This is a genomic window from Cryobacterium sp. TMT2-42-4 (assembly GCF_004402645.1).
GTDB classification, from domain to species: domain Bacteria; phylum Actinomycetota; class Actinomycetes; order Actinomycetales; family Microbacteriaceae; genus Cryobacterium; species Cryobacterium sandaracinum.
In genome coordinates, this window is the sequence record NZ_SOFT01000035.1 from 103,595 (window position 1) to 117,174 (window position 13,580).

Sequence of the window (13,580 nt, forward strand, 5' to 3'; positions counted from 1 at the left end):
CGAAACAGGTCCCGTCGTCAAAGTGGCGACGGGACCTGTTTCGCGTCGTCCGGCCGCCTGGGTCGGGACCAGCAGCTCAGGGATCCCCGGCACCGTGCCCGGCGTCGAACCAATTCGACGGAGATTCTGCCGCAGAACTGCCTTTTCTGCACGTTGGGGGGCGTTTCCAGCAAAACTTCGTCAAATTCGTGTGGGGCGGAGACCTTTGAAAGCCTCGTACCCGAACGACTGGGGTCAGAACCAGCTCGACTCGCGGACCTCTTTCATGGCGGCCCGCCGGTTCTCCTTATCGAGGCGGTCCAGGTAGAGCAAACCGTCGAGGTGGTCGGTCTCGTGCTGCAGGGCCTGGGCCATGATCCCGGTTCCGGAGAGTTCGACCGCCGTGCCGTCGAGGTCCATGCCGGTCACCCGGGCGAACGGGTACCGCTTCGTGGGATACCAGAGGCCCGGCACCGACAGGCAGCCCTCGTCGACGAGCTCGGGCTCCCCCGAGACCTCCACGAGGACCGGGTTCAGGATGTACCCGATCTCGCCATCGACGTTGAAGCTGAATGCGCGCAGATTCACGCCGATCTGGGAGGCCGCGACGCCGGCCCGGCCGGGCAGTCGCACGCTGTCGACCAGGTCCTCGATCAGGCTCCGCACCCGGGCGTCGATCGTGCCGATCGGGTCGGAGACGGTTTTGAGGACGGGATCTCCGAAGAGACGGATCTGGCGCTCGGGCAAAGGTGACTCCAAGTCATGGATGCGGGGGTACGGGGTACCGGATCGGTTTAGACGCCGCGGTCGGCCGGCAGACCCTCCACGACGACGGCCGCGAGGGTGCGGGCCGCGAGCCGGGTGATGGGCTTCAGATCGTCGAAGGATATGACGCTGCCCGCGGCGAGCTGCGGGTCCCAGGGGATGCGCACGATCTCCCGCACCCGGGAGCGGAAATGCGATTCGATCTCTTCCAGCTTCACCAGATTCGTGCCCTGTGTCGCCGTGTTGAGAGCGACGACCGCGTTGCGAACCAGGTCGCCGTAGCCGTTGGCTTCCAACCAGGTCAACGTTTCGGACGCCAGACGGGCCTCGTCGATGCTGCCCCCGGAGACGATGACGATCGAATCGGCCCGCTGCAGCGTGGCACGCATGACGGAGTGCACGATTCCGGTGCCGCAGTCCGTGAGCATGATCGAGTAGTACCGCGCCGCCAGGTCGGCGACGACGTTGTAGTCGTTCTCGTCGAAGGCCTCGGAGAGGAGCGGGTCGGTATCGGATGCGAGGATGTCGAGCCGGGTCGCGTCGCGGGAGACCAGCGACGAGAAATCGGTATAGCCGCCGATCGACGCGGCCTTCGTGACCACGTCACGCACGGTGGACCGGGTCTGTTTCGTGACCCGCTCAGAGAGGGTGCCCCGGTCGGGGTTCGCGTCGACGGCGATGATGCGGTCTTCGCGGGCATCGGCCAGGGCCATGCCGATCAGTGCGGTGACGGTCGTCTTGCCGACCCCGCCCTTGCGGGTGAGGATCGGCACGAAGCGGGTGCCGCCCTCGAAATCCTTGCGGATGCGCTCGTCGAGTTGTTTGGAAGCGCGCACCGTGGCCGAGTCGCCGAGGTTTACCAGATGCAGGGTCGCCGAGTAGACGAAACTGTTCCAGGCTCCTCGGGGCGGCGGTTTGGTGCGACGGTTGACGGCAAGCAGCCGGTCGGGCGTGAGCATGGCGGCGGACTCGGGCGCCGATCCGCCGGCGGGGCGCAGACTCTCCCGGCGGGTGTGCGGAACGGCGTCGCTCGCGGCCGGGCCGGAGAGGGCGCGGACCGCCCCCGTGACGGCTGTGGACAACCGATCGGCGCGCGCCACGGCCGGGGTGCTGACCTCGATCGTGTGCGTAGCCGGGCGTTTCAGGTTCTCCGGCAGGGCCGCCGCCAGGTTCACGATCGTGTGCGGCAGTAGTTCGCTGTGGTACTCGTCTCCCGGCTCGGCGAGAGGCTCGATGGAGGCGTCCGGACCGGACGCCTCGGCGCCTGTGCGCTTATCTGACAAAAAGATCAGTCCCTTCGTCGATAGATCGCACCAAGCCTAGCGTGGACGCACCACCACCAGCAGATCGCCCGCGTCGACCTGCTGGGTTCGCGGCACGGCCACCCGTTCGATGTTTCCCGCGATGGGCGAGGTGATCGCGGCCTCCATCTTCATGGCCTCGATCGAGGCGACGGCCTGCCCGGCCTCGACGGTGTCGCCCTCCTCGACCTGGAGGGTGACCACCCCGGAGAACGGCGCGGCGATCTGGCCCGGCCGGTTGGCATCCGCTTTTTCGGCGACCTTGGTGCTGACCGTGATGTTGCGGTCCCGCACGAACACGGGTCGGAGCTGACCGTTCAGCGTGGTCATGACGGTGCGCATGCCCTTGTCATCGGCCTCGCCGATGGCCTCGAGCCCGACGTAGAGGCGCACGCCCTTGTCGATCTCCACCGCGTGCTCGATGCCCTGCTGGAGACCGTTGAGATAGTCCACCGTGTCGAGCACGGACAGGTCCCCGAAGAGTTCCCGGATCTGCTCGAATTGGCGCGTGGGCGCCGGGAAGAGCAGCTGGTTCAGCATCATTCGGCAGGTGAGGCCGTCGCTGCTCAAGGCCGCGCGTTCCTCCTGGGTGAGCTCGGTGATTCCGACGCGGACGTTGCGCCCGGCGAGAACCTTGCTGCGGAAGGGCTCGGGCCAGCCGCCGGGCAGGTCGCCCAGCTCCCCCGCCATGAATCCGATCACGGAGTCGGGCACGTCGTAATTGCCCGGGTTCTCGGCGAAGTCGGCCGGGTCGGCACGCACGGCGGCGAGGTAGAGGGCGAGGTCGCCGACCACCTTGGAGGACGGCGTCACCTTCGGCACCCGGCCGAGGATGTCGTTGGCCGCGGCGTACATGTCCTCGATCAGTTCGAAGTCGTCGGCGAGGCCGAGCGCGACCGCTTGCGTGCGCAGGTTGGACAGCTGGCCGCCGGGGATCTCGTGCTTGTAGACCCGGCCGGTGGGCGCGCGCAGACCGGATTCGAAGGGATGGTAGACCCGGCGTACATCTTCCCAATACGGCTCGAGGTCGCAGACGGCCTGTAGGGAAATGCCGGTGTCGCGTTCGGTGTGGGCGAGCGCGGCGACGAGGGACGACGCCGACGGCTGGCTGGTGGTGCCGGCCATCGGAGCGCTGGCCACGTCGACCGCGTCGGCGCCGGCGCGGCTGGCCGCGAGCAGCGTGGCGAGCTGGCCGCCCGGAGTGTCGTGCGTGTGCACGTGCACCGGGAGGTCGAAGCGTGACCGGAGGGCGGAGACGAGCTTCTCGGCCGCGGCGGGGCGCAGCAGGCCGGCCATGTCCTTGATCGCGAGGATGTGCGCGCCGGACTCCACGATCTGTTCCGCGAGCCGGAGGTAATAGTCCAGGGTGTAAAGCTTCTCGGCCGGGTCGAGTAAATCGCCCGTGTAACAGAGTGCGACCTCGGCGATGGAGGAGCCCGTCGCCAGCACGGCGTCGATGGCTGGGCGCATCTGCGAGACGTCGTTGAGTGCGTCGAAGATGCGGAAGATGTCGACGCCTGTCTTGGCGGCCTCGCGCACGAACGCATCGGTCACCTCGGTCGGGTACGGGGTGTAGCCGACCGTGTTGCGGCCGCGAAGCAGCATCTGCACGTTGATGTTCGGCAGGGCCTCTCGCAGCGACGCCAGTCGTTCCCAAGGGTCTTCGCCGAGGAAGCGCAGCGCCACGTCATAGGTGGCGCCGCCCCAGGCCTCGATCGACAGCAACTCCGGGGTCATCCGGGCCACATACGGGGCCACGGCGACGAGGTCGCGGGTGCGCACCCGGGTTGCCAACAGTGATTGGTGGGCGTCGCGGAAGGTGGTGTCCGTCACGGCCAGGGCGGTCTGGGCGCGCAGGTCCGCGGCGAAGCCGGCCGGGCCGAGCAGCTGGAGCCGTTGGCGAGAGCCGGCCGGAGCAGGTTCGGACAGGTCGAGCTTCGGCAGCTTCTCGGCCGGGTTCAGCAGGGTCAGCGGCACCCCGTTGGGCTTGTTGACGGTCACGTCGGCGAGCCAATTCAGGATCTTCGTGCCGCGGTCCTTGGAGGCGCGGCCGCGCAGCAGCTCGGGGCGCTCGTCGATGAAGGAGGTGCTCAGGTTGCCGGACGCGAAGTCGGGGTCGTCGAGCACGGCCTGCAGGAACGAGATGTTCGTGGACACGCCACGGATACGGAACTCGGCCAGGGCGCGCTTGGACCGGGTCACGGCGGACGGGAAGTCCCGGCCCCGGCAGGTGAGCTTGGCGAGCATCGAGTCGAAGTGCGGGCTGATCTGGGCACCGGGGTTGATCGTGCCGCCGTCGAGCCGGATGCCGGCGCCGCCGGGCGAGCGATAAGTGGTGATCTTGCCGGTGTCCGGGCGGAATCCCATGGTCGGGTCCTCGGTGGTGATCCGGCACTGCAGGGCCGCCCCCCGCAACACGATCTTGTCCTGCGTGAGTTCGAGCTCGCGGAGCGTCTGGCCCGCGGCGATGCGGATCTGGGACTGCACGAGGTCGACATCCGTCACCTCTTCGGTCACGGTGTGCTCGACCTGGATGCGCGGATTCATCTCGATGAACACGTGCTCGCCGGCGCGTTCGCCGACCGTGTCAAGCAGGAACTCGACCGTGCCCGCGTTCACGTAGCCGATCGAGCGGGCGAAGGCGACCGCATCGGCGTACAGACGCTGGCGGATCTCGTCGGAGAGGTTCGGCGCCGGGGCGATCTCAATGACCTTCTGATGGCGGCGCTGCACGGAGCAGTCGCGTTCGAACAGGTGCACGGTCTCGCCGGACGCATCGGCCAGGATCTGCACCTCGATGTGACGCGGCCGCAGCACGGCCTGCTCGAGGAACATGGTCGGGTCGCCGAACGCGCTGTTGGCCTCTCGCATGGCTTCCTCAAGGGAGCCGCGGAGATCGCTCAGCTGAGCCACCCGGCGCATGCCGCGGCCGCCGCCGCCGGCGACGGCCTTGGCGAAGATCGGGAAGCCGATATCGTCGGCCGCGGCGATCAGCTCGTCGACGTCGCGTGAGGGCGCGCTGGACCCCAGCACCGGAACGCCCGCCGCGATGGCGTGCTCCTTCGCGGTGACCTTGTTGCCGGCCATCTCGAGCACGTGCTCGCCCGGGCCGATGAAGGTGATGCCCGCCCGGCGGGCCGCCAGGGCCAGCTCGGGGTTTTCCGAAAGGAAACCGTAACCGGGGTAGATGGCGTCGGCGCCGCTCTCCCTGGCCACTCGGATGATCTCGCTCACCGTGAGATAGGCGCGCACCGGGTGTCCCGGTTCGCCGATCTGGTACGCCTCGTCGGCCTTCAGACGGTGCAGCGAGTTGCGGTCCTCGAAGGGGAACACCGCCACGGTTTTGGCACCCAGCTCATAAGCCGCCCGAAAAGCCCGGATCGCGATTTCCCCGCGGTTGGCAACAAGAATTTTCGTGAACATGCAGACCTTTCAAGCGTGACGTCGCGCACAGCTGACGGTTAGGTTCTCCAAGACTAGTGAAGGTAACGTGTCTACTTGTGCACGTACTAAGCGTTAGCTCCCTCAAGGGAGGAGTAGGCAAGACCACGGTGACCCTGGGTCTGGCGTCTGCTGCCTTCGCCCGCGGCGTGCGAACCCTGGTGGTGGACATCGACCCGCAGTCGGATGTGTCAACCGGAATGGACATCGAGGTCACCGGCCACCTCAACATCGCCGATGTGCTCGCCTCGCCCAAGGAGAAGGTCGTTCGTGCCGCCATCGTTCCCAGCGGCTGGACGCGCGGCCGCCCCGGCACCGTCGACGTGATGATCGGCAGCCCGTCGGCCATCAATTTCGACGGGCCGCACCCGAGCATCCGCGACATCTGGAAGCTCGAAGAGGCACTCTCCACGGTCGAAAAGGACTACGACCTGGTACTGATCGACTGTGCTCCGTCGCTGAACGCCCTTACCCGCACCGCGTGGGCGGCCAGCGACCGCGTTGCCGTGGTCACCGAACCCGGCCTATTCTCCGTCGCCGCGGCCGACCGGGCGCTGCGCGCGATCGAAGAGATCCGCCGCGGACTCAGCCCCCGGCTGCAGCCGCTCGGTATCATCGTCAACCGTGCCCGCGTGGCGTCTCTCGAGCACCAGTTCCGGATCAAGGAACTCCGCGACATGTTCGGCCCACTCGTACTCAGCCCGCAACTGCCGGAACGCACCTCGCTACAGCAGGCGCAGGGCGCCGCGAAGCCGCTGCACACCTGGCCCGGCGACAGCGCCCAGGAGATGGCGCGCTACTTCGATCAGTTGCTCGAACGCGTGCTGCGCACGGCCCGCATCGGCGAGTACGCGGAACAGCACTAGCCAGGGAACACCAGCCAGGGAGCGTTAGCCGGACAACGTTCACCGGATGGGCAGCCGCACAGTGTTTGCCGGTCGTGTCGACTGCGTGAAAACGTTCCGCTAGGAGACCTTGCGGCTGCCCCGGCGAACGGACAGCTCGTCCGACGGGTCGATCGGAAGGGTCTCCAGTTCGACCAGGCTCGTCTCGACCTCGCGCAGCACCTTGCCCACGGCGATGCCGAACACGCCCTGACCGCGGCTGACGAGGTCGATGACCTCGTCGTCGGAGGTGCACAGGTAGACGCTGGCGCCGTCGCTCATCAAGGTGGTCTGGGCGAGGTCGCTGACCCCCGACTCGCGCAGTTGGTTCACCGCGGTGCGGATCTGCTGCAGAGAGATGCCGGTGTCGAGGAGTCGCTTGACCAGTTTCAGAACCAGGATGTCCCGGAAGCCGTAGAGACGTTGGGAACCCGAGCCGGCAGCACCGCGCACGGTGGGCTGGACCAGGTCGGTGCGGGCCCAGTAGTCGAGCTGACGGTAGCTGATTCCGGCGGCACGGGCCGCCACGGCGCCACGGTAGCCAAGGTTGTCGTCGAGCTCGGGCATTCCGTCGGTGAAGAGAAGGCCGAGTCCGTAGCGCGAGGCATCGTCACGCTGATTCAGCTCGCTCATACGATGGCCTCTCGGAGGTGGGTCTGCGATACGGATGATCGCTGCATCCACGCTACCGAGGGGGACCGTCCTGATCAACGACATCCGGTCGAGTAAATTGGCGTGTCGGGCTCCACTATTTGGTCAAGCGCCCCAGGGCCGAACGGATCAGACTGCCGCGGATCACTTCGAGCTGGCCGGCGATCTCGACCGCCATTTCGGCGGCCTTAGCCCGGCTCGATGCGTCTTTACGGCGGGAGAGCGGCACGAGGGCACTCTCGATCAGGCCGAGCTCGCGTTCGGCCGCGCCGCGGAATCCGCGCAGGTGGCGGGGCTCGATGCCGCTGCGCTGCAGTTCGACCAGGGCCCGCAGCACGCTGAGCGCGTCGTCGCCGTAGAAGTCGGCCGGCAGGATGATCGATGCGGAAACGGCGTCGTGCAGCAGCATCGCGGAGGCCCCTGCTTCGCGCAGCAGTTCGTCGCGGTCCAGCCGGCGGGCGGTCGACAGCATCGACGGTCCCGGCGTCACCCCGCCGGGCAGGGTCGGCGAGAGGCCCGCGTCGAGGTCGGCCAGGTAGCCCCGGATGACCTTGAGCGGGAGGTAGTGATCGCGCTGCATGGAGAGGACCAGGCGCAGCCGGTCCAGGTCACCGGCACAGAATTTGCGGTAGCCCGACTCCGTACGCGCCGGCGCAACCAGTCTCTGTTCCTCCAGGAACCGAAGTTTGGACGGAGTCAGTTCCGGGAATTCCGGCGTGAGCCGGGCAAGCACCTGTCCGATGCTGAGCAGTGACGTCGCGCCCGGCGCTCTGGCCTGGGCTGCGGACGCGGGCACTACTCGCTCGCCTGAAGCTTGAGGTCGTGCCGCGAGGCGTAGAACGTCAGCCGGAACTTACCGACCTGGACTTCGGCGCCGTCGTGCAACAGCGCGGTGTCGATGCGGACCCCGTCGAAATAGGTGCCGTTGAGGGACACCAGGTCTTTCACGTCGAACTTGGTTTCGTGGCGCAGGAACTCCGCGTGCCGACGGGATACCGTGACGTCGTCGAGGAAGATGTCCGCATTGGGGTGACGGCCCACAGTGGTCACGTCCGCGTCCAACAGGAAACGAGCGCCGGCGTTCGGGCCGCGCCGAACGACGAGCAGCGCCGAGCCGGAGGGCAGAGCCGCGATGGCTTCCTGTTCTTCGGCCGTGACGTCACCGTCGAGCGATGCCAGCTGGGCCGCGAATTCCTGCCCGAACGTCATCGTCGTGTCGGTATTGGAATAGTTATCGGGCGCGGCCTTGCGCTGGGGTTCATTCGTCTTTTTGGAATCAATCACCGTACACCTCCTGGTCCTCCAGCGTATCGGATGGAACGGGCTGAATCGCCCGCGGAATGCGAATCACCCGGACGGTCTCGACGGCGTAGATTATGCCTGCCCACCAGTAAAGAAAAGCTCCCCAGATGCCAAAGGCCCAGCCCACCGGGAGCGACCACCAGGACACCGCGGGGAAGGCCTCTCCCAGCATGATCATCGGCAGGGCGTAGAAGAGGCAGAAGGTGGCGACCTTGCCGAGCTGGTGGACGGGCAGAGGCCCGAATCCGAAATTCGCGAGGATGACGCCGAGTCCGAGCAGGAACACGTCCCGTCCTACGATGACCAGGACGATCCACCAGGGCACCAGGTCGCGCCAGGCCAGTCCGAGAAGGGCTGCGAAGATGTACAGCCGGTCGGCGGCCGGGTCGAGCAGCTGGCCGAGCCGCGTGATCTGGCCGAATCTCCGGGCCAGGTAGCCGTCGAGGAAATCGGTGAGGCTGGCGACCATCAGCACCAGAAGCGCCCAGGCATCCTCTCCCCGCACCAGCACGACCAGAAAGACTGGCACCAGCGCCAGGCGCAGCATGCTGAGCAGATTGGGCAGGGTGATCACCTTCGAGCTGACGCCGGTTCCCTCTGCCCCTGTCACAATCACCGAGTCTACCGACGCGGCGGCCGAACCGGAATGCGGCCTCGTCAGTTTCCCGACACCCGTTTTCGCGCCTTGTCGGCGCGTTTCTCGGATTTATCCGACGCGTCCGGCTTCGCCTGGCCGCGGCTGCGCTCCACGCTACGGCGGAGGGCCTCCATCAGGTCGAGCACCTCTCCCCCGCCTTCCTCGCCCTCTCGGGGTTCCCGGCCGACGGTGAGCTCGGTGTCGACGGCTTCGCCCGCGGCGAGCTTCACTTCGAGCAGTTCGCGGAGCTGGTCCTGATAGTCGTCCCGGAAATCCTGCGGCGAGAACTCGGCGGCGAAGGAGTCGACCAGTGCGGCCGAGAGCTCGAGCTCCTGGGCGGAGATGCGCACCGACTCCTGGAGCACCGGGAATTCAACGGCCCGCACCTCGTCGCCCCACAGCAGCGACTGCAGCAGCAGCACGTCCCCGCGCACCCGGAGGGCACCGAGTCGGGTCTTCTGCCGCAGCGCGAACCGCACGATCGCGGTGCGGTCGGTGGCGTCGAGCGCACGCCGCAGTAGAACGTAGGCCTTGGGCGAGCCGGAGGGTTCGAGAAAATAGCTGCGCTCGAACATGATCGGGTCGAGCTGTTCGCTCGGCACGAACTCGACGACCTCGATCTCGCGGCTTCTCTCGGCCGGCAGCGTGCGCAGGTCCTCGTCGGTGATGACAACCGTCTTGTCGCCGCTGTCCCAGGCCTTGTCGATGTGCGCGTAGTCGACGACCCGTCCGCAGCGCTCGCACCGTCGCTGGTAACGGATGCGCCCGCCATCGGCGTCGTGCACCTGGTGCAGGGCGACGTCGTGGTCCTCGGTGGCGCTGTAGACCTTGACGGGCACATTGACCAGCCCGAAGGTGATCGCGCCCTTCCAGATCGATCTCATCCCTCCAGTACACACCCGGTGCGCCGAGAGGGCTAGGCGCCCTGTGGCCCCGGGAGCATGCTGGAGCCATGAACGAGCGGCCGCCCTCCCCCTATTCCCGCCAGGTCGTCACCGTCGGCGGACACCGGATCACACTCACGCATCTCGACAAGGTGCTCTACGCGGAGTCGGGAACCACGAAGGCCGACGTTCTCGGCTACTACGCGTTCATCGCCGACGTGATGATCCCGCACACCGCGAATCGCCCGGCGACCCGGAAGAGGTGGGTACACGGTGTGGGCACCCGGGACGCACCCGGACACGTGTTCTTCCAGAAGAACCTGGACCAGGCGACGCCGAGCTGGGTGAAACGCCGACCGATCCAGCATTCGAACCACGTGAGCGAGTACCCGCTGGTCAACGACCTCGCGACGCTGACCTGGCTCGGCCAGATCTCGGCGCTGGAGATCCACGTTCCGCAGTGGCAGTTCGGCCGGGGTGGACGCCCACGCAACCCGGACCGGCTGGTGATCGACCTGGACCCCGGCGACGGGGTCACCCTCGCCGAGTGTGCGGAGGTCGCCCGTCTGGCCCGGGCCATCCTGAGGGACATGGGCCTGGACCCCCTGCCGGTCACCAGCGGGTCGAAGGGCATCCACCTCTACGCACCGCTGGACCTCACGCACACCTCGGACCAGGTCTCCCAGGTCGCACACGAGCTGGCTCGGGCGCTCGAGGCCGACCATCCGGACCTCATCGTCAGCGATATGAAGAAGGCACTGCGACCGGGGCGGGTTTTCGTGGACTGGAGCCAGAACAGCGCCCACAAGACGACCATCACCCCGTATTCGTTGCGCGGAACGCTGCATCCGATGGTGGCCATGCCGCGCACCTGGCGGGAACTGGCCTCCCCCGGGCTCGCACAGATCGACTACAAGCAGGCGATGCACCGGGTGCAGCGTAGCGGGGACCCGCTGGCCGCGCTGCTCGAGGCACATTCCGGCCGGGGCACCACGGATGCCGGGGGTGCCGGTGACGAGGCCGATAAAGGCTCCGGGGCGGGGGTCGGTGCGCTGGCCGTCTACCTCGGCAAACGAGACGCTTCCCGCACTTCGGAGCCGATGCCGACGGGTGCGCCTTACGCATCCGCGGGTCGGTCATTCGTCATTCAGGAGCACCACGCCCGCAACCTGCACTATGACTTTCGGCTCGAGCACGACGGGGTGCTGACGTCGTGGGCGCTGCCGCGCGGGGTGCCGACCGATCCGGCGAAGAATCGGCTCGCCGTGCGCACCGAGGACCATCCTCTCGAATACGCCACGTTCGAGGGTGATATCCCGGCCGGCCAATACGGGGCCGGCACCATGAGCATCTGGGACCACGGCAGCTACGAGCTGGAGAAGTGGCGGGATGACGAGGTGATCGCCGTGCTGCACGGCGAACCGGGCGGCAGGCTCGGTGGCACGCGGCGCTTCGCCCTGATCCGCACGAAGGGCACGGACGGGGCCGACCGGAACTGGCTGATCCACCTGATCAAGACACGGCCGGCCCGGCGGGCCGGGGACGTGGGCACCGGGGTGGGCGCGACGGCCAAAACGGGCGGCCGGTCCGCACGCCGCACACGGTACGGGCCCATGCTGGCCACGCCCGGTTCCATCGCCGACCTCTCCGAGGACGACGAGTGGACCTACGAAATGAAGTGGGACGGCATCCGTGCGCTCGCCTATCTCGGAGCCGCCGGCCTTGGCGCGGACGTGCGCTTGGTCACCCGGAACGGCAACGACATCACGCACGCGTACCCGGAGCTGGTGCGCGCGTTGCCGGGGGCGGTTTCGGCCGACTTTGCGGTGCTCGACGGGGAGATCGTCGCGATGGACGCGGGCGGTCGGCCGAACTTCGGGCTGCTGCAGACGCGGCTGGGGCTGACCGGTCGCCGACAGATCGAGGCGGCCGAGGCATCCACCCCGGTGCGGTTTCTGGCTTTCGACGTGCTCGAACGTGACGGGGAGCCGCTACTCGAGCTGACGTACACGGCCCGGCGCCGCGTGCTCGAGGAGATTGTCACCGGGTCCGGTGCGGTGCAGGTGCCGCCGGTCTTCGCGGGCGACTCCGCCCAGGCCGTGGCGACCAGCAGCGAGCTCGGCTTCGAGGGGATCGTCGCCAAGACCCGGGATGGGCGCTACGAGGCCGGTCGGCGGTCCCGATCGTGGATCAAGATCAAGCACCATCACACCCAGGAGGCGGTGATCGGCGGGTGGCGACCGGGCAACGGGCGCCGAGCCGACACCGTGGGCTCCCTGCTGCTGGGGATTCCGGACGGAGACACGCTGACCTATATCGGCCGGGTCGGCACCGGGTTCCGGGACGCAGAGCTCGAGGACCTGCGGGCGCGACTGGATGCCATCGCTGCGGTGGACAACCCCTTCACCGGCATCCCGCCTGCCGGCGCCCGCGATGCGCGGTGGGTGCGCCCGGTGCTGGTGGGCGAGGTGGAATTCTCCGAATGGACCGGCACGGGGCGACTGCGCCACCCGGTCTGGCGCGGCTGGCGGCCGGATAAGTCACCGGGCGAGGTGGTGCGGGTTTCATGACGGTGCGGGTTCAGAGGCGGGCGAGCAGTGCCGGCCAGCTGGTGGCGAAGCCCGGATGCAGCGGCAGCGCGTCGACCTGGTGGGTCGGTACCCAGCGCAGCGCGATGCTCTCCTGGTCGCTGATCACGGGTTCGAAGCGCTCCGTGGCGCGCACCACGACCGTCGTGTACGACCAGAAACCGAGGTCGAGCACGGAGCTGAACTGCACGGAGACCAGGCCCGGTGGCACGCCGGCCTCTTCGCCGGCCTCCCGCAGAGCCGCCTCGAGCGCACTCTCGTGTTCGTGGCGCGCCCCACCGGGCAGCCCCCAGGTGTCACCCTGGTGGCTCCAAAGCGCGCGGTGCTGCAGCAGCACCCCCAGCTCCTCGTGGTGTACGAGCAGGCCGGCCGCCCCGAAAAGCCCCCAAAACTTGCGGCCGTCGGGCCCGTACACCCACCCGTCACCGTTTGCGCTCATGGCTCAAGCATGCGCCACGGTCCCGTGAATCCGCACCGTGTCGAGTCGCGTTCGACTCGCGGCACAGGTTATGGATGGTGGCGAACGGTAGAACGTGCGCCGGCTTCCAGAGGGTGCGCCACGACGAGCGAGCCCCGCCGGCTGGATACCTGGGCGGGCTAGAGGGCGACGATGGCGTGCACGGGGGCGTCGCCGAGGCGCGTTCGGCCGACCAGCTCGGTCAGCTCCAGCACGACGCCGACGCCGGTCAGGCGGTAGCCGGCGCGCTCGATGAGGCGGGCGGTCGCGGCGATCGTGCCGCCGGTGGCCAGCACGTCGTCGACGACCAGCACGCGGGCACCCGGCGCGAGCTGGCCGATCTCGAGCTCGAGGCAGGCCGAGCCGTACTCGAGGTCGTACTCCTCGCTCAGCACCGATCCGGGGAGCTTGCCGCCTTTGCGCACGACGAGCACGGCGACATCCGCCGCGTAGCCGATCGCCGCGGCCAGCAGGAAGCCGCGGGCCTCAATGCCGGCCACCGCGTCGAATTCACCCTGGAACCGGCCGGCGAGCTCGTCGATCAGCGCTCGAAAAGCGGCGGCGTCGGCGAACACCGGGTTGAGGTCGCGGAAGAGGATGCCCACTTGCGGGAAATCCTGGTACGAGGCGAGAAGGGCGTTCACATGGTCTGCAGCGGGGGTGGGCACCCCACGAGTTTAAGCGTTCGGCC

12 protein-coding genes are annotated in these 13,580 nt (G+C 68.0%); 2 read left to right on the forward strand and 10 right to left on the reverse strand.

The annotated features are described in order from the left end of the window. Positions 1-234: 234 nt before the first annotated feature. Genes def through E3O18_RS12175 form a run of 3 tightly spaced genes read right to left on the reverse strand, consistent with a single transcriptional unit; the run spans position 235 to position 5,468 of the window. The gene (def, locus tag E3O18_RS12165) at positions 235-726 is read right to left on the reverse strand and encodes a peptide deformylase (RefSeq protein WP_134395455.1); all 492 of its coding nucleotides are present in this window, start codon (positions 724-726) and stop codon (positions 235-237) included. 47 nt (positions 727-773) lie between these two features. After that, the gene (locus tag E3O18_RS12170) at positions 774-2,027 is read right to left on the reverse strand and encodes a MinD/ParA family protein (protein WP_241973260.1); all 1,254 of its coding nucleotides are present in this window, start codon (positions 2,025-2,027) and stop codon (positions 774-776) included. Between the two features lie 36 nt (positions 2,028-2,063). Next, positions 2,064-5,468: a pyruvate carboxylase gene (locus E3O18_RS12175; RefSeq protein ID WP_134395456.1), complete on the reverse strand. Its 3,405-nt coding sequence runs from the start codon at positions 5,466-5,468 to the stop codon at positions 2,064-2,066. A gap of 77 nt (positions 5,469-5,545) precedes the next feature. On the opposite strand from E3O18_RS12175, the gene E3O18_RS12180 reads away from it, so the two are divergent. Beyond that, complete coding sequence (locus E3O18_RS12180) at positions 5,546-6,352, forward strand: ParA family protein (RefSeq protein ID WP_134395457.1); 807 nt, start codon at positions 5,546-5,548, stop codon at positions 6,350-6,352. 99 nt (positions 6,353-6,451) lie between these two features. Here E3O18_RS12180 and E3O18_RS12185 read toward each other — a convergent pair whose 3' ends face one another. The 5 genes from E3O18_RS12185 to E3O18_RS12205 form a co-directional block, all read right to left on the reverse strand. Then, positions 6,452-7,003, reverse strand: coding sequence for a MerR family transcriptional regulator (locus E3O18_RS12185; protein WP_134395458.1), 552 nt, complete (start codon positions 7,001-7,003; stop codon positions 6,452-6,454). Positions 7,004-7,118: 115 nt separating this feature from the next. Continuing rightward, positions 7,119-7,817 carry a MerR family transcriptional regulator gene (locus E3O18_RS12190; protein ID WP_104171280.1) on the reverse strand — a complete coding sequence of 233 codons (699 nt, stop codon included), beginning with the start codon at positions 7,815-7,817 and terminating at the stop codon, positions 7,119-7,121. Next, entirely contained in the window at positions 7,817-8,230 is a 414-nt protein-coding gene (locus tag E3O18_RS12195) for an FHA domain-containing protein (RefSeq protein WP_134395511.1), read from the reverse strand. Before E3O18_RS12195 ends, E3O18_RS12190 begins: the two co-directional genes overlap by 1 nt. A gap of 67 nt (positions 8,231-8,297) precedes the next feature. Further along, positions 8,298-8,933: a CDP-alcohol phosphatidyltransferase family protein gene (locus E3O18_RS12200; protein ID WP_255570037.1), complete on the reverse strand. Its 636-nt coding sequence runs from the start codon at positions 8,931-8,933 to the stop codon at positions 8,298-8,300. A gap of 47 nt (positions 8,934-8,980) precedes the next feature. After that, a complete protein-coding gene (locus E3O18_RS12205) occupies positions 8,981-9,844 on the reverse strand; it encodes a Ku protein (protein ID WP_134395459.1) in 864 nt (287 codons plus the stop codon). A gap of 68 nt (positions 9,845-9,912) precedes the next feature. Between E3O18_RS12205 and E3O18_RS12210 the strand changes: the two genes are divergently transcribed. After that, positions 9,913-12,414 (forward strand): ATP-dependent DNA ligase, encoded by a 2,502-nt coding sequence (locus E3O18_RS12210; protein WP_134395460.1) that lies wholly within the window; start codon positions 9,913-9,915, stop codon positions 12,412-12,414. Between the two features lie 10 nt (positions 12,415-12,424). Here the strand turns inward: E3O18_RS12210 and E3O18_RS12215 are convergent, their stop codons facing one another. Beyond that, positions 12,425-12,871, reverse strand: a complete 447-nt coding sequence (locus E3O18_RS12215; RefSeq protein WP_134395461.1) for an NUDIX hydrolase — start codon at positions 12,869-12,871, stop codon at positions 12,425-12,427. A gap of 158 nt (positions 12,872-13,029) precedes the next feature. Beyond that, complete coding sequence (locus E3O18_RS12220; protein ID WP_104171284.1) at positions 13,030-13,557, reverse strand: adenine phosphoribosyltransferase; 528 nt, start codon at positions 13,555-13,557, stop codon at positions 13,030-13,032. Positions 13,558-13,580 lie beyond the last annotated feature (23 nt).

Bases quoted from the DNA above. Each gene is read 5' to 3' on its own strand.
- E3O18_RS12175 (WP_134395456.1), bottom strand. From the start codon at position 5,468: ATGTTCACGAAAATTCTTGTTGCCAACCGCGGGGAAATCGCGATCCGG.
- E3O18_RS12185 (WP_134395458.1), bottom strand. From the start codon at position 7,003: ATGAGCGAGCTGAATCAGCGTGACGATGCCTCGCGCTACGGACTCGGC.
- E3O18_RS12195 (WP_134395511.1), bottom strand. From the start codon at position 8,230: ATGACGTTCGGGCAGGAATTCGCGGCCCAGCTGGCATCGCTCGACGGT.
- E3O18_RS12205 (WP_134395459.1), bottom strand. From the start codon at position 9,844: ATGAGATCGATCTGGAAGGGCGCGATCACCTTCGGGCTGGTCAATGTG.
- E3O18_RS12210 (WP_134395460.1), top strand. From the start codon at position 9,913: ATGAACGAGCGGCCGCCCTCCCCCTATTCCCGCCAGGTCGTCACCGTC.
- E3O18_RS12215 (WP_134395461.1), bottom strand. From the start codon at position 12,871: ATGAGCGCAAACGGTGACGGGTGGGTGTACGGGCCCGACGGCCGCAAG.